Below are 13,984 nucleotides of genomic sequence, written 5' to 3' on the forward strand. Positions count from 1 at the left end.
ATGATTCTTCACATGCTTCTGGACTACGACACCCTGCGTGTCATCTGGTGGGTGCTGCTGGGCGTCCTGCTGCTCGCCTTCGCCGTGACCGACGGCTTCGACCTCGGCACCGGCGCCCTGCTGCCTTTCGTGGCCAAGACCGACCTCGAACGGCGCGTCGTCATCAACACCGTCGGCCCCGTGTGGGAAGGCAACCAGGTCTGGCTGGTGCTGGGCGGCGGCGCCATCTTCGCCGCCTGGCCGCAGCTGTACGCGGTCTCGTTCTCGGGCTTCTATCTCGCCATGGCGGCCGTGCTGCTGGCGCTGATCCTGCGTCCGGTCGGCTTCAAGTACCGCAGCAAGCGAGACAGCACCCAATGGCGCGCGGCCTGGGACTGGGCCCTGTTCGTCGGCGGCTTCGTGCCGGCGCTGATCTTCGGCGTCGCCATGGGCAATGTGCTGCAGGGCGTGCCGTTCCGTATCGAACCCGACATGCAGATTTTCTATGAAGGCGGCTTCTTCGGCCTGCTCAACCCGTTCGCGCTGCTGTGCGGCCTGGTGTCGGTGGCGATGCTGGTGATGCATGGCGCGGCCTGGCTGGTGCTCAAGACCGATGGCCTGGTGGCCAGCCGTTCGCGCGCCTGGGGCATCCGCGCGGCGCTCGCCACCGTGGTGCTGTACGCCGTGGCCGGCGTGCTGCTGTGGAACGTGGTCGACGGCTACCGCGTCACGGGCGAGCTGGTGACGACCGGTCCATCGAACCCGCTGTTCAAGACCGTGCAGGCGAATGTCGCCGGCGCCTGGTTCGCCAACTATGCGGCCCATCCGTGGACCCAGCTGGCCCCAGGCGCCGGCATCGTCGGCGCGCTGCTGACGTACCTGGCGCTGCTCAAGCGCAAGGAAGGCGTGGCGATGCTGACCTCGAGCCTGTCGATCGCCGGCATCGTGCTGAGCGTGGGCGCCTCGATGTTCCCCTTCATCCTGCCGTCGTCGATCCAGCCGCAGGCCAGCCTGACGGTGTGGGATTCGTCGTCGAGCCACCTGACCCTGTTCATCATGCTGGTCTCTACCTGCATCTTCCTGCCGCTGATCATCGGCTACACCAGCTGGGTCTACAAGGTCCTGTGGGGCAAGGTGAATCCGACCGAGATCCGCGATGGCAAGGGCCACGCCTACTAATCGAAGAAAGAAAGGAAACCGATCATGTGGTATTTCGCCTGGTTGTTGGGACTGCCGCTGGCAGCGGCGTTCGGCGTGCTGAACGCGATGTGGTATGAACTGATGGACGATGCCGCCAGGCAGAAGAATCCGTCGGTGCTGCCGGTTGCCGAGCCGGTGCAGGAGGCATTGCGCAAGCGCGCCTGACGGACGGCGCGCGCCGGGGCCTGCGAAGGCCCAGGCGTGCGCTTTTCGCCACCGATTGTCATCACCTTGTCAAAGTCTTTCGACAGTATTCGAACCGTGGCTCCAGCATCGATGCGCTGGCCCTTGAATCGAAAGAGTACTGTTCGCATGCAAACCAATCTCGCCATCGCGGCGCTTGCCGCGCTCGCCCAGGAATCGCGCTTCGCCGCCTTCCGCCTGCTGGTGCAGGCCGGTCCCCAGGGCCAGTCCGCCAGCAATATCGCCGCCGCCCTCGAAATGCCGGCCTCGTCATTGTCTTTCCATTTGAAGGAGCTGACCCATGCCGGCCTGGTGTCGCCGCGCCAGCAGGGCCGCTACATCATCTATGCGGCGCGCCTGGAGACCCTGCAGCGCTTGATGGAGTTCCTCGCGTCCACTTGCGGCAGCGCTGGCGCGCAGTCGATGCAGGAGCGCCTGGCCCCGGTATGATGGCTTCGAGCCAATCATGAGGAAAGCCAATGACGCCACACCGCGTGCAACTCAGTCGCAAGAAAGGCTGGCGCATGCCGCCGAACACGATTTCGGTGGCGCGTCCGGGCCGCTGGGGCAATCCATTTTCGGTGCTGCCCGATGTGGCGCCGGGCACGCCGGTCGGGCGCTACGTGGCGATGCCCACGGTGGAAGAGGCGGTGGCGGCCTACCGCCGCTGGCTGAGCGACGATCCTGACGGCCGCCAGCTGGCGCAAGAGGCGCAGAGCATCCTGCGCGGACACAACCTGGCTTGCTGGTGCCGGCTCGACGGGCCATGCCATGCGCAGGTGTTACTTGAACTGGTCAACGGCTAGCCGCGTCGGCAGCGTAGCTGCCAACCCTGCTGGACTGATTGTGCCGCCTTATTTCGCGGCGGTCACGTTGCCGATGCCCGACACCGAACGGCTGACCGACTGCGGCTTGCCGTAGTAAGTGAGGTTGCCCAGGCCCTGCACGCTGGCGTTGAGCCGGTTCTTGGCGTGCACCGACACTTCGCCGATGCCGCGGAACGTCACGTCGGCATCCTGGGCCACCAGGTCCTTGGCCACCACTTCGCCCACGCCCTCGGCGTTCAGGCGCAGGTGGCCCACGCGGCCGTTCATCTGCAGGCTGCCGGCGCCGCGGTAGTTGACGTCGAAGTGTTCGCCACGAACGTTATTCAGGACCATCAAGCCGGCGCCTTCGCCGCGGAAGCTGGCGAGCTCGGGCATGGTGACGACGACCCGCTCGCCGTCCTTGATATTGATGTTGTTCGTGTTCTTGTCCTCGAAGCCCAGGCGCAGCTCGCCGTTCACGACCTCGGTCGTGACGCGCTCGATGAATTTCTGGTTGCCTTCGACCCGTACCGAATGGGTCTTGCCCACCTCGACCACCAGGCTGACCGGGCCGCGCGCATCGATGGTCTTGAACGGCGTGACGTTGCGCACCTGCTCGGCGGCCTGGGCCGACAGGGAAGCAAGGGCGAGAAGGGCGGCGATGGCTGCGCGTTTCATGGTGGTCTCCGGTAAGTTGATGAGGCCATTCTAGGGAGCGCGTCTTTACCTGGCGCGCCCCGTGCGATGGACTGCACAAAACCGTGCCTGAACTGCACGAGGGTCGGAACCAAGCGAAATCAATGCTTCGTCGCCAGGAACTCGCCCTTGCCGACCGGGACCAGGCTGGTGCTCCAGCCGGACGCGCAGCGCAGCGCCTGCATGAAGGGCGCCAGTTCCTGGGCGTGCGACGTGGCGTTGTCGACCACTATCAGCCCGCCCGGACGCAGGATGCGTTCGATCTGCGGCAGCCAGCCGAGGTAGGCGCTGCGTTCGGAATCCAGGAAAATCAAGTCGAACGATTCGTCGGCGCTGCTGGCCAGGAAGTCGGCCGCCTGGCCTTCGACCTGCACGATGCGATCCTGTAAACACGCGCGCGCAAAATTCTCGCGCGCCATCGCGACCTTGTCGGCCGACAGCTCGACCGTCGTGACGCTGCCGTTGATGCCTTGCGCGGCGTCGGCCAGCCACAAGGTGGAATAGCCGTTCGAGGTGCCGATCTCGAGGACGCGGCGGGCGCCCATGGCGCGCACCAGCACGGCCAGGAATTCGCCGGTGTCGTGGGTGATGTTGAGCAGGCGGCGCGCACGGTTGGCGGGGGCCGCGTCATGATTGACGCCGAGGGTTTCGAGCTCTTTCAGCAGGGCTTTGAGTGAGGTAGGCAACATTGTTCTCCTTTTGACACGAGAAATCGATCCGCACGATTGCGTGGATGCTAATCTTGTCGAAGAGATAAGGCTATAATCTTTTCGTCCATCAGCAAGCCACTATCATGCACATCTCAACCGTTACACTACCTGAAATGAAGCTCGCCGGGCTGCCTGTCGCAGGGCCCGCCTCGGTTCTGGAAACGGAGTTGCCAGCAATCTGGAAATCCTTCCTCGCCCGCGAGGGGGAACTGGGCAAGACCGATGGCCTGCACTATGGCGTCCGCATGCCGCAATATGGCGGCGTGAAACTCGAGTGCATCGCCGTCGAAGTCGCAGACCTGAACAACCTCCCTCCCGGCATGATCGGCATCCGCATCCCGGAACGCCGCTACGCCCTGATGACCCATCGCGGGCCCATGGTGCACGCCCAGGCCAGCACCGTCACCGGCATCGCGACCATGGAACAGCTGGGCATGGAAGAAGACGAGGACGGCATCCGCCTGGAGCGCTACGACCGCCGCTATACGCCGACGGTCGACGACGATGCGCGTCCAGACAATGCCTACGACATCCTGGTTCCGTTATACGGCTGAAGCAGGAAGCAAGAAAAAATGCAGGCCCACACATGTGGGCCTGCATTCAAGAAATTGGTGCCGGTATGTTTCCCGACCGCCGGCGCCGGTAGGGCGGTTTGCACCGCCGAGTGCCCTTCCCTAGGAGCACTTGCATTGTGCCTATAAAATGTGACGGCTCTTTGACGAATCACACTTTATTTGTTTCTGATTGTTTCTAATTGTAAATTGCGCGGATAATACTTCCTTTGCGGCTGCCACGCCGACAGCAATAGGAGCAATTCGTGCACGATCGAGACCAGGGACCCGAAGCGTCCATCCAGCCAGACAATCCCGCGCGCAGGCGCATCTTCCAGGCCGCCGCCGCGGTCGGCGCCGCCACCTTGCCCGGTGTGACGAATGCGGTCGCAGCCCCTGCGAAGCCTGTTGCCAAGGGTTCGCTCGACGCCAAGCTGCGCGCCCACGTCAAGAACGTGGTCGTGATCTACCTGGAAAACCGAAGCTTCAACAACCTGTTCGCCGACTTCCCCGGCCTGGCCGTGCCGCTGGCGAGCGTGCCGGCAGCCAGCGTCCAGCAGCGCGACCGCGATGGTTCGATCCTGCCGACCTTGCCGAAGGCCTGGGGCGGCGTGGTGCCGGGCCGCCAGAACATCGGCGGCAAGGACTACATCACCACCGAAGCCCAGTCCGCCAACCTGCCGAACGCGCCGTACAAGCTCACCGATGCCGAGGGCAAGCCGCTGCCGGAAGGCGTCATCACACGCGACCTGGTGCACCAGTTCTATCACAACCAGATGCAGATCAATGGCGGCCGCAACGACGGCTTTGCCGCCTGGTCCGACGCCGGCGGCATGGTGATGGGTTATTACGGCGAGACCTCCAGGAACCTGGGCCTGTACCAGATCGCGCGCGAATTCACCCTGTGCGACAACTTCTTCATGGCGGCTTTCGGCGGCTCCTACCTGAACCACCAGTTCCTGATCAGCGGCCGCGTGCCGGAATACTTCAATGCGGCCGAGACGGCGGCGAAGAACAAGATCGCGGTGCTGGAAGACGGCCCGCAGGGCGTGCGCCTGGCGCTGGCCCCCGATTCGCCGGCCTCGGCGCTGGACGGCAAGCCGAAGTTCGTGCGCAACGGCGCGATGACGCCCGACGGCTACGCCGTCAACACGATGGCGCCGCCGTACCAGCCGAGCTGGGTGCGGCCGGCCTTCGACGGCGACCCGCTGCACGCCGACCCGCTTGACGCGTCGACCCTGCCGCCGCAGACCTATGACACGATCGGCCACCTGCTGTCGAGGAAGGGCGTGAGCTGGGCCTGGTACGGCGGCGGCATGCAGGCGGCGCTCGACGGCCGCGGCGCCGGCGAGCGCCCGAACTTCCAGTACCACCACCAGCCGTTCAATTACTTCAAGCAGTTCGCGCCGGGCACGAAAGAACGCGCGGAACACCTGCGCGACGGCGGCCTGGGCGACAGCCCGATCTCCAACAAGTTCATCGCCGACATCGTCGCCGGCAAGCTGCCGGCGGTGGCCTTCTACAAGCCGCAGGGCAACCTGAACCTGCATGCAGGTTACTCCGACATCGAGTCGGGTGACGCCCACGTGGCCAACATCATCGAGCACCTGAAGAAGTCGCCGCAGTGGAAGGACATGGTGGTGGTGATCACTTTCGACGAGAACGGCGGCTGGTGGGACCACGTGGCGCCGCCGCAGGGCGACCGCTGGGGTCCGGGCTCGCGCATCCCGGCGATCGTGGTGTCGCCGCACGCCAAGCGCGGCGCGGTCGACCACAATTTCTACGACACGACCTCGATCCTGCGCTTCATCACGCGCCTGCACGGCCTGCCGCTGCTCGAGGGCCTGGCCTCCCGCAATGCCGCCTTCGAAGCGCGCGGCGCGCGCCCGCCGGGCGACCTGACGGCGACGCTCAGCTTCCGCTGATCGCAGCTGCTTTCCTCGAAAGCCAGCCTGTCCGGGCTGGCTTTTTTGTTCTGAAATTGCTTGTCGGCTAACGCGCGCTGGTCTTGAACACGCGGCGATACACTCGGCAGACTCGAGATTGTTTCGTTGACAATCAATGGATTTTGCATTGATGAGGCGGGCGATCCGACTACAACAATCAGGCCAGGGCGCCGGCATCGTGCCGGTGCATAGCCCCTTCTATTTCAGACAGGAGAGCAACATGCAAAAGAATCAGATCCTCAAGCGCCTGATGGCCGTCTCGGTCGCGGCGGCCATGTTCGGTGCGGTCGGCGCGCAGGCACAGACCAGCCAGCAATCGGGCGCCAGCAGCACTGCCGCCACCGCCAGCAGCGACGCCAAGCTGACCAGCGCCGACCGCAAGGCGATCATGGACATGGGCATGTCGAACATGGCCGAAGTCGAAATGGGCAAGCTGGCGCAAAGCAAGAGCCAGAACGCCGAGGTGAAGGCCTTCGCGCAGAAAATGGTCGACGACCACGGCAAGGCGCTGACCGAGGTGCAGACCCTGGCCCAGTCGAAGGGCGTGACCCTGCCGACCGAGCTCGACGCCAAGCACAAGGCCATGTCGGCCAAGCTCGAGAAAATGAGCGGCGACGCCTTCGACAAGGCCTACGTCAAGCAGGGCGGCGTCGGCGCCCACAAGGAAACGCTGACCAAGCTGCAGGCGGCTTCGAAGGGCGCCAAGGATCCGGAAGTCAAGGGCCAGGTCGACAAGATGATCCCGGTCGTCCAGGAACACCTGAAGCATGCAGAGCAGCTGGCGCAAGGCAAGTCGAGCAGCACCGGCAGCTCGGGCGCGGGCCATACCGGTTCCAGCCACTAAGCAGTTCTCAAGCGAGCTGGGCCGTTGCCACCCGCGGCGGCGGCTCGCTTTTCCACTTGCCCTCGATGCGGTCGATGACGATCTCGATGCCCACGATGGCGGCCAGCAGCCTGGCCGTGTAGTCGGTTGGCGCATCGTCGACCGACCACGGATCCGGCAGCGCCGCCTCCTGATGGTCGGTCTGGCGCTCGACCAGCGCGCGCAGCCAGTCCCGATCGTCGATCGCGCGCAGCGTACCGTGCACGTGCACGACGTTGTAGGTCCAGGTCGGCACCACCCGGCCCCCATTCCCGGCTTTTTCGATGCGGTCCGGCGTCGCATAACCGGACGGCCCGCGAAACACCACCAGCACCCGCTGCCCGGCGCGCCGCCACACCGGATTGCCGCGCGCCACGTGGGCGCGCAGCACGCCTTCCTCGACCACCAGTTCGAACGGCAGGTGATCGGCATCCGGCATGCCGCCCTGCTGCGTGACCAGCATGCCCAGCGGATGGTCGGCGACCAGGGCGTGCATCGGGGCGGATTCGGATTGCGTGAAACGGGCAGGGCAGTACATCCAGACGCTCTCCAGGATAACGATCAAGGCCCTCATCGTAGATCGGTCTTTGGCTTGCTGAAATAGCCAATTCCATGGAAGATGGGCAGTCCAATTCTTCGCCGTCCGCCATGCACGTCCATGACCTGATCGCCAGCGCGTCGCTCGATCGCAGCAGCGACGTGCCGCTGTTTCGCCAGTTGTATGCCCGCCTGAAGGAGGCGATCCTGCACGGCGCGCTGGCGCCCGGCGCGCGCCTGCCGGCCACGCGCGACCTGTGCCGCCAGCTCGGCGTGTCGCGCCAGACCGTGCTGGCGGCCTACGACCAGCTCACCAGCGAAGGTTATCTGCGCGGCGGCGTGGGGCAGGGCACCTTCGTCGACGAAGCCCTGCCGCTGGCGCGCCAGGCGCCGGCAGCGCCGGGGCTGCTGCGCGCGCTGCCGAAGCGCGGCGCGGCGCTGGCGGAAGCCATGGGAACGCGCCGTCTCTACGAGGGCCCGGTGCGCGCCTTCCGCCCCAGCATGCCGGGCCTGGACCTGTTCCCCTTCGACCTGTGGCGCAAGCTCGAAGCGCGCCACCTGCGCCATGCGCAGCGCGGCCCCGATCATGGTCCCTACCTTGGCTATGGCCCCGCCAACGGCTACGCCCCGCTGCGCGAACTGCTGTGCGCCTACCTGCGCGCCTCGCGCGGCGTGGTCTGCACGCCGGAGCAGATCGTCATCACCTCGGGCTCGCAACAGGCGCTGTACCTGCTGACGCAATTGCTGCTGGCGCCGGGCGACGAAGTCTGGGTCGAGTCGCCCGGCTACCAGGGCGCCTGCGCGCCGATGCTGGTGGCCGGCGCGCGCATCCGCACGGTGCCGGTGACGAGCGAGGGCATGGACGTGGCCTACGGCGCGCGCCACTATCCCGATGCGCGCATGGTGTTCGCGACGCCGTCGCACCAGCTGCCGCTGGGCGCGACCATGAGTCTGGCGCGCAGGCTGGAGCTGCTGCGCTGGGCCGAGGCCAGGCGCGCCTGGGTGATCGAGGACGACTACGACAGCGAATACCGCTACACCGGAGCGCCGCTGGCCTCGATGCAGAGCCTGGACCGCGCCGGCTGCGTGGTCTACGTCGGCACCCTGTCGAAGGTGCTGTTCCCGGCGCTGCGCCTGGGCTATGTGGTGGCGCCGCCGGCGCTGGCCGAGCCGCTGGCGCGCGCCAAGGCGGTGGTCGACATGCACCACGCCATGCTGCCGCAGGCGGTGCTGGCCGACTTCATCGCCGAAGGACACTTCATGCGCCATATCCGGCGCACGCGCGAGGCGTATGCCGAACGGCGCGCGGTCCTGATGGCGGCGCTGGAACACCGGCTCGGCGAGCGCCTGGCCTGCGGGCCGGCCGACGTGGGGCTCGACCTGTGCACGCATTTCAGGCCGGACCGCAAGGGGCGCATCCCGGATGAAGCGCGCGTGGCGCAGGCAGCCCTGGAAGCCGGCATCGAGCTGCGCCCGCTCGGGTATTACGCGAACGCCGCCGCCACGCCCGCCTGCGCGGTGGCGCCCGGCCTGCTGCTCGGCTTTTCGGCGGTGAAGCCGGAGGCGATCCGGCAGGGCGTCGAGGCGCTGGTGCGGGTGATCGAGGATCAGTGGCCGCGCAAATGAGCACCTATCGAAGCCAGGGGTAGGCCGCCAGCCACCTTCCGAGCTCGTTGTCGTTGGCGCATCCCAGCTTGTGGAAGATGTTGGCGCGGTGGGTCTCGACCGAGCGCGGGCCGCAGGGCGGCACCAGCACCCGCGCGATCTCCTTGTTGGGCTGCCCCAGGCCTACCAGGCGCGCGACCTCGCGCTCGCGTGGCGTCAACTCTTCCCACAGCCGCGCCGCGTGGCCGCGCGCGCGGGCCTCCATGATGGCGTCGGGCAGCTTGTCCAGCAATTGCTGGGTGTCCGGCTTGGCCACCCAGTCCCAGGCGCCGCTGCGTACCGCCTCGAGGGCCATGGGGATGTCGCCGTGCCCGGACAGGAACACCGTCACGAGCGGACTGTGCTCGGCGCGCAGGCGCTCGAACACGGCCAGGCCGCTCATGCCGCCCATGCGCAGGTCGAGGATCACGCAGCCCGGCTGGCTCGGGTCGACGGCTTCGAGGAAGGCTTCGCCGGACTCGAAGGCCTGCACCGCCAGCCCCTGCGAGAACAGCAGGAGAAGCATCGAGCGGCGCAGGGCTTCGTCGTCGTCGACGACATAGAGGGTCAGTGGCGGGGTCAGTGGTGAATCTTTCATGGGACTATGGGAAGGATGAATGAGAACGCGGCGCCGCCATCCGCGTCATTCGCGACCATCATCGAACCGCCATGGGCTTCGATGATGGTGCGGCAGATGTTCAGGCCCAGGCCAAGGCCGTCGGGCTTGGTGGTGAAGAAGGGGGCGAAGATTTGTTCCAGTTGCTCCGGCGGGATGCCCGGCCCCTGGTCGCTGACGGAGATGCGTACACCTTGCGCGACACGGCACGTGGCCAGCACGATGCGGCGGCGATGGCGCGGCTGGTCGAGCATGGCCTGGGCCGCATTGTGGATCAGGTTGACCAGCACCTGCTCGAGCAGGACCTGGTCGCCGCGCACTTTCACTGCGGGGTCTTCCAGCATCACACGCAGCAGCACGCCCTGGCCGCTCAGCTCGGGCCTGAGCAGCGCTTCGACGTGGTCGATCACGGCGCCGATGACGAGGGTGGCGTAGTCGGCGCGCTGCGGGTTGATCATGGCGCGCACGCGCTTGACGATCTCGCTCGCGCGCCGCGATTGCTCGACGATGTCGTCGAGCGCGCCGGTCAGCATGGCGGCGTCACCCCTGGCGGCGAGGGCGCGCGAAGCGATTGCGAAGTTGGACAGCGCCATCAGGGGCTGATTGAGCTCGTGGGCCAGGGTCGAGGCCATCTCGCCGGCGCTGGCCAGGCGCGCGCTGCGCTGCAGGCGCAGTTCCTGGTCGCGCTGGCGCGCCTCGGCCTGCTTTTGCGCGGTGATGTCCACGATCGAACTCATCCACCCGCGGTGCACGCCGTCGGCGTCGATCAGGGGCGCCGTGTACACCATGGTGAGCACGTCGTGCCCGTCCTTGTGGCGGATGCGCGATTCGAAGCCGTGCGGCGCGGCGCGTCCGAGCAGGGCGTCGTCGCTGTCCCGCTCGTGTTTTTCGAGGTCGTCCGGATGCCAGTACGGATACGGCGGCCGGCAACCGAGCAATTCGCCCGGACTGTAGCCGACCATGGCGCAAAAGGCGGGGTTGACGTAGATGATCTTGCCCTCCGGGTCGCGCGCGCGCATGCCGACCAGCAGGGAATCCTCCATCGCCTTGCGGAAAGCGTATTCCTGCTGGAGGTCGCGGGTGCGCTCCTCGACCCGGTGCTCGAGCTCGACCCGGGCCGACTGCTGCTCGGCATAGCGCCGCTCGCGCAGGCGCCAGTACAGTACGGCGAGCAGCAGCAGGGCCATCGCCAGCGTGCCCAGCGCGAGCGCCAGGCGCCGCGCCTCGCGCACCTCGCGCATGTCTTCAAGGACCGTCAGGGTCCAGCCCAGGCCGGGCAAGGGCGTATCCAGCGCGAGATAGTCGCGCGCCCGCCCGCCGGTGCTGGTCCTGAGGACGAAGCCCGGCACGTCGTCGCGTACCCGGACCGTCCAGGGCAGGACGTCGAAGCGGCGCCGCGCGCCGTACTGGCCGTGGTCCGCGATCCAGGCCGCGTCCAGCGCGGATACCGGCCCGACGCTCTTGAACAGCCATTCGGGCACGCCGCTCAGGAACACCACGCCGCGGCTGTCCCTGAGGACCACCGGATTGGCGCCATGGCGCCACGTCTGCTCCAGCTGGTCGAGGCTGATCTTGACGACCATGACGCCGATCACGTCGCTGCCGCTGCGGACCGGCTCCGCGATGAACAGGCCGGCCTGGCCGGTGGTCAGGCCCAGGCCGAAGAACAGCCCGCGGCGGCCCTCCACCGCATCTTCGAAATAAGGACGCTGGCGGTAGGATTCGCCGACGAAGCTCGATGGCAGGTTCCAGTTGCTGGAGGCGATGGTCAGGCCTGTGCGATCGATCAGGAACAGCGCGGTGGCGCCGGTCGTCGTCTGCAGGTCGGCGAAATAGGCATTCACGCGCGCCTGCAGGGCGGCGTCGTGCGGCGCCTGCAGCAGGTGGTGCACGTCGGGATGGCGCGCCGCCGCATGCGGCAAAAAGTCATGCTTTTCCACCAGGCCGCGCAGGCCCAGCACGTGCGCGGCCGTCGCCTGGTGCAGCGCCTCCATCTTGGCCTGCAGCTCGCGCTGCTCGGCGAACCAGCCGGCGGCGAAGATCAGGGCCAGCGCGCCCGCGACGGCGAGCAGCTTGCGCCAGAGATGTCGCTTGAACAAGGATGACATCGAAGAGTCCCTGGCCAAAAGCGCCAACGATAGCAGCTGTATGAACGTCGCGCCGGCTTCTCCGTATTTTTACGGAGGAGCGCGCGCCAATATTGCGGATGTGCCGGCTTCTACCGGTGCCGACAATGAGATCTCTGATCGAGGAGACACCCAATGACAACAACCATCAGCAATCCGGTCGCCGGCGCCAAGCCGGTGGCCGCCGAACCTATTTCCGGCGCGCGCCTGCGCGCCATCTTCGTCGGCTCGGCCGGCAACCTGGTCGAGTGGTTCGACTTTTACTGCTACGCGGCGTTCGCCCTGTACTTCGCCAATTCCTTCTTCCCGGCCCAGGACCCCACTGCCCAGATGATGTCGACCGCCGGTATCTTCGCCCTGGGCTTCTTCGTGCGCCCGATCGGCGGCATCCTGTTCGGCCACCTGGGCGACCGTCACGGCCGCAAGGTGGCCCTGATGGCGTCGGTGCTGCTGATGTGCGCCGGCTCGCTCTTGATCGCCTGCGCGCCGACCTATGCCACCGCCGGCATCCTGTCGCCCTGCATCCTGCTGCTGGCGCGCCTGCTGCAAGGCCTGAGCCTGGGCGGCGAGTACGGCGCCAGCGCGACTTACCTGTCGGAGATGGCGGACTCGAAGCGGCGCGGCTTTTACGCCAGCTTCCAGTACGTGACCCTGATCGGCGGCCAGCTGCTGGCCCTGGTGCTGCTGCTGGTGCTGCAGCATTTCCTGCTCACCGACGCCCAGCTGCGTGACTGGGGCTGGCGCATCCCCTTCGTGTGCGGCGCCTTGCTGGCCCTGATCGCCCTGATGATGCGTCACGATATGCCGGAGACCGATTCGTTCGAGAAGGCGCGCAAGAAGGCCAAGCCGATGGGCGGCCTGAAGCAGCTGGCGCAGCATCCGAAGGAAGTGCTGCTGGTGGTCGGCCTGACCATGGGCGGCACCCTGGCGTTCTACGTCTACACCGTCTACATGCAGAAGTTCCTGCGCCTGTCGGTGGGCCTGACCGACGCGCAAACGACCGCCGTCTCGGCGGCCTCGCTGCTGTTCGCCATGTGCCTGCAGCCGCTGTACGGCGCGCTGTCGGACCGCATCGGTCGTCGTCCGCTGCTGGTGGGCTTCGCGCTGCTCGGCACGATCTTCACCGTGCCCCTGCTGACGGCGATCCGCCACGCCAGCGGGCCGTGGGAAGCGTTTGGACTGATCGCCTGCGCGTGGATCATCGTTTCGGGCTACACCTCGATCAACGCGCTGGTGAAGGCCGAGATGTTCCCGGCCTCGATCCGCGCCACCGGCGTCGGCGTGCCGTATGCGTTCGCAGTGTCGATCTTTGGTGGCACGGCCGAGTACGTCGGGTTGTGGTTCAAGTCGGTGAACCTGGAATCGGGGTTCTACTGGTATGTCACCGGCGTGATTGCCTGCACCTTGATCGTGTGCTGGTTCATGCGCGATACGGCGGCGCATTCGAAGATCGACGCGGAATTGCGCGGGCATTGAGCCGTAAAAAGGCGCCAGTCCTGGTATCGGGATTGGCGCGCCCGAGATGCGGGCTGCAAGACTGGTGGCGGCGTCCATTCCCTGATGCGCAATCGTTACGCATCTATGCTTGATTCACCCTTATCAAGCTCCTTTTGCAAAAAATAGAGGTCAGGATCCAACTTCAGCCCATCTGGATCCTCGGCAATCTGCGCATATTCAGATAGTTCTTGTGGTGGTTTCGGTGGTGGTGGTACCGGCGCGAAGCCTGCAAACGCAGCCATTATCACTACGCCGAGCCAGCGATATCGGTCTTTCCAACCCTGTGGCTCAAGACTCGCACGCGAGGAAGGCTCATTGTTTTCGTTATCCACTTAAAGATCACTTTCGTTTGCGTGCTGTAGCGTATAGACCGGCTCGCCGCTCACGCGGGGCAAACAGACGAACATCATGGGCCGGATGTTTAGCCAGGTCTGCGCCTTGATTGCGTACATTTTCGATCGCATGGTCACCTCTTGCCATGCGAATGCCTGTGGCCGTACAGCACCAAACTGGTGATTTTCTAAACTATTTCAATGGTGTCGCGGAATCGAGTTATACGGCCGCATGCTTCGGCTACAAGCAAAACGGAGCCTGCAGGGCTTTCGGGCAATGGCAGTCGACCGTCCGCAGC

General features: G+C 66.0%; 16 protein-coding genes. 10 read left to right on the forward strand and 6 right to left on the reverse strand.

The window, feature by feature from the left end; genetic code table 11:
* The 4 genes from cydB to KY496_RS21135 all read left to right on the forward strand — a co-directional run bounded on the left by cydB (nucleotide 1) and on the right by KY496_RS21135 (nucleotide 2,168).
* Nucleotides 1-1,158, forward strand: a complete 1,158-nt coding sequence (gene cydB, locus KY496_RS21120; RefSeq protein ID WP_219862279.1) for a cytochrome d ubiquinol oxidase subunit II — start codon at nucleotides 1-3, stop codon at nucleotides 1,156-1,158.
* A gap of 24 nt (nucleotides 1,159-1,182) precedes the next feature.
* A complete protein-coding gene (cydX, locus tag KY496_RS21125) occupies nucleotides 1,183-1,344 on the forward strand; it encodes a cytochrome bd-I oxidase subunit CydX (RefSeq protein WP_005663204.1) in 162 nt (53 codons plus the stop codon).
* A gap of 147 nt (nucleotides 1,345-1,491) precedes the next feature.
* Entirely contained in the window at nucleotides 1,492-1,812 is a 321-nt protein-coding gene (locus tag KY496_RS21130) for a helix-turn-helix transcriptional regulator (RefSeq protein WP_071360650.1), read from the forward strand.
* A gap of 29 nt (nucleotides 1,813-1,841) precedes the next feature.
* Nucleotides 1,842-2,168 (forward strand): DUF4326 domain-containing protein, encoded by a 327-nt coding sequence (locus KY496_RS21135; RefSeq protein ID WP_219862280.1) that lies wholly within the window; start codon nucleotides 1,842-1,844, stop codon nucleotides 2,166-2,168.
* Nucleotides 2,169-2,216: 48 nt separating this feature from the next.
* Here the strand turns inward: KY496_RS21135 and KY496_RS21140 are convergent, their stop codons facing one another.
* Nucleotides 2,217-2,846 carry a head GIN domain-containing protein gene (locus KY496_RS21140; RefSeq protein ID WP_184238044.1) on the reverse strand — a complete coding sequence of 210 codons (630 nt, stop codon included), beginning with the start codon at nucleotides 2,844-2,846 and terminating at the stop codon, nucleotides 2,217-2,219.
* A gap of 119 nt (nucleotides 2,847-2,965) precedes the next feature.
* Nucleotides 2,966-3,553: an O-methyltransferase gene (locus KY496_RS21145; protein ID WP_005663197.1), complete on the reverse strand. Its 588-nt coding sequence runs from the start codon at nucleotides 3,551-3,553 to the stop codon at nucleotides 2,966-2,968.
* 104 nt (nucleotides 3,554-3,657) lie between these two features.
* Between KY496_RS21145 and KY496_RS21150 the strand changes: the two genes are divergently transcribed.
* The 3 genes from KY496_RS21150 to KY496_RS21160 all read left to right on the forward strand — a co-directional run bounded on the left by KY496_RS21150 (nucleotide 3,658) and on the right by KY496_RS21160 (nucleotide 6,915).
* Nucleotides 3,658-4,128, forward strand: coding sequence for a GyrI-like domain-containing protein (locus tag KY496_RS21150; protein ID WP_005663193.1), 471 nt, complete (start codon nucleotides 3,658-3,660; stop codon nucleotides 4,126-4,128).
* 263 nt (nucleotides 4,129-4,391) lie between these two features.
* Nucleotides 4,392-6,050 carry an acid phosphatase gene (locus KY496_RS21155; protein ID WP_219862282.1) on the forward strand — a complete coding sequence of 553 codons (1,659 nt, stop codon included), beginning with the start codon at nucleotides 4,392-4,394 and terminating at the stop codon, nucleotides 6,048-6,050.
* A 241-nt stretch (nucleotides 6,051-6,291) separates the two neighbouring features.
* Nucleotides 6,292-6,915 (forward strand): DUF4142 domain-containing protein, encoded by a 624-nt coding sequence (locus tag KY496_RS21160; protein WP_005663188.1) that lies wholly within the window; start codon nucleotides 6,292-6,294, stop codon nucleotides 6,913-6,915.
* A gap of 7 nt (nucleotides 6,916-6,922) precedes the next feature.
* Here the strand turns inward: KY496_RS21160 and KY496_RS21165 are convergent, their stop codons facing one another.
* Nucleotides 6,923-7,498, reverse strand: a complete 576-nt coding sequence (locus KY496_RS21165) for an FMN-binding negative transcriptional regulator (protein WP_229520325.1) — start codon at nucleotides 7,496-7,498, stop codon at nucleotides 6,923-6,925.
* A gap of 83 nt (nucleotides 7,499-7,581) precedes the next feature.
* Here KY496_RS21165 and KY496_RS21170 point away from each other — a divergent pair, with 83 nt between their 5' ends.
* Nucleotides 7,582-9,096, forward strand: coding sequence for a PLP-dependent aminotransferase family protein (locus KY496_RS21170; RefSeq protein ID WP_219862284.1), 1,515 nt, complete (start codon nucleotides 7,582-7,584; stop codon nucleotides 9,094-9,096).
* Between the two features lie 4 nt (nucleotides 9,097-9,100).
* Here the strand turns inward: KY496_RS21170 and KY496_RS21175 are convergent, their stop codons facing one another.
* Both KY496_RS21175 and KY496_RS21180 read right to left on the reverse strand, forming a co-directional pair.
* The gene (locus tag KY496_RS21175; protein ID WP_219862286.1) at nucleotides 9,101-9,712 is read right to left on the reverse strand and encodes a response regulator transcription factor; all 612 of its coding nucleotides are present in this window, start codon (nucleotides 9,710-9,712) and stop codon (nucleotides 9,101-9,103) included.
* Entirely contained in the window at nucleotides 9,709-11,838 is a 2,130-nt protein-coding gene (locus tag KY496_RS21180) for an ATP-binding protein (RefSeq protein ID WP_219862287.1), read from the reverse strand. The genes KY496_RS21175 and KY496_RS21180 overlap by 4 nt, the downstream gene beginning before the upstream one ends.
* On the opposite strand from KY496_RS21180, the gene KY496_RS21185 reads away from it, so the two are divergent.
* Nucleotides 11,822-11,995 carry a hypothetical protein gene (locus KY496_RS21185; RefSeq protein WP_169331305.1) on the forward strand — a complete coding sequence of 58 codons (174 nt, stop codon included), beginning with the start codon at nucleotides 11,822-11,824 and terminating at the stop codon, nucleotides 11,993-11,995. The two genes, KY496_RS21180 and KY496_RS21185, sit on opposite strands and share 17 nt — an antisense overlap.
* Nucleotides 11,992-13,332: an MFS transporter gene (locus KY496_RS21190; protein ID WP_184238055.1), complete on the forward strand. Its 1,341-nt coding sequence runs from the start codon at nucleotides 11,992-11,994 to the stop codon at nucleotides 13,330-13,332. The genes KY496_RS21185 and KY496_RS21190 overlap by 4 nt, the downstream gene beginning before the upstream one ends.
* A gap of 95 nt (nucleotides 13,333-13,427) precedes the next feature.
* On the opposite strand, the gene KY496_RS21195 is transcribed toward KY496_RS21190, so the two are convergent.
* The gene (locus KY496_RS21195; RefSeq protein ID WP_184238057.1) at nucleotides 13,428-13,685 is read right to left on the reverse strand and encodes a hypothetical protein; all 258 of its coding nucleotides are present in this window, start codon (nucleotides 13,683-13,685) and stop codon (nucleotides 13,428-13,430) included.
* Between the last annotated feature and the right edge of the window lie 299 nt (nucleotides 13,686-13,984).

The organism is Massilia sp. NP310 (assembly GCF_019443485.1).
In the GTDB taxonomy this organism is placed as follows: domain Bacteria; phylum Pseudomonadota; class Gammaproteobacteria; order Burkholderiales; family Burkholderiaceae_D; genus Telluria; species Telluria timonae.

Bases quoted from the DNA above. Each gene is read 5' to 3' on its own strand.
- cydB (WP_219862279.1), top strand. From the start codon at position 1: ATGATTCTTCACATGCTTCTGGACTACGACACCCTGCGTGTCATCTGG.
- cydX (WP_005663204.1), top strand. From the start codon at position 1,183: ATGTGGTATTTCGCCTGGTTGTTGGGACTGCCGCTGGCAGCGGCGTTC.
- KY496_RS21130 (WP_071360650.1), top strand. From the start codon at position 1,492: ATGCAAACCAATCTCGCCATCGCGGCGCTTGCCGCGCTCGCCCAGGAA.
- KY496_RS21135 (WP_219862280.1), top strand. From the start codon at position 1,842: ATGACGCCACACCGCGTGCAACTCAGTCGCAAGAAAGGCTGGCGCATG.
- KY496_RS21140 (WP_184238044.1), bottom strand. From the start codon at position 2,846: ATGAAACGCGCAGCCATCGCCGCCCTTCTCGCCCTTGCTTCCCTGTCG.
- KY496_RS21145 (WP_005663197.1), bottom strand. From the start codon at position 3,553: ATGTTGCCTACCTCACTCAAAGCCCTGCTGAAAGAGCTCGAAACCCTC.
- KY496_RS21150 (WP_005663193.1), top strand. From the start codon at position 3,658: ATGCACATCTCAACCGTTACACTACCTGAAATGAAGCTCGCCGGGCTG.
- KY496_RS21160 (WP_005663188.1), top strand. From the start codon at position 6,292: ATGCAAAAGAATCAGATCCTCAAGCGCCTGATGGCCGTCTCGGTCGCG.
- KY496_RS21170 (WP_219862284.1), top strand. From the start codon at position 7,582: ATGCACGTCCATGACCTGATCGCCAGCGCGTCGCTCGATCGCAGCAGC.
- KY496_RS21175 (WP_219862286.1), bottom strand. From the start codon at position 9,712: ATGAAAGATTCACCACTGACCCCGCCACTGACCCTCTATGTCGTCGAC.
- KY496_RS21180 (WP_219862287.1), bottom strand. From the start codon at position 11,838: ATGTCATCCTTGTTCAAGCGACATCTCTGGCGCAAGCTGCTCGCCGTC.
- KY496_RS21190 (WP_184238055.1), top strand. From the start codon at position 11,992: ATGACAACAACCATCAGCAATCCGGTCGCCGGCGCCAAGCCGGTGGCC.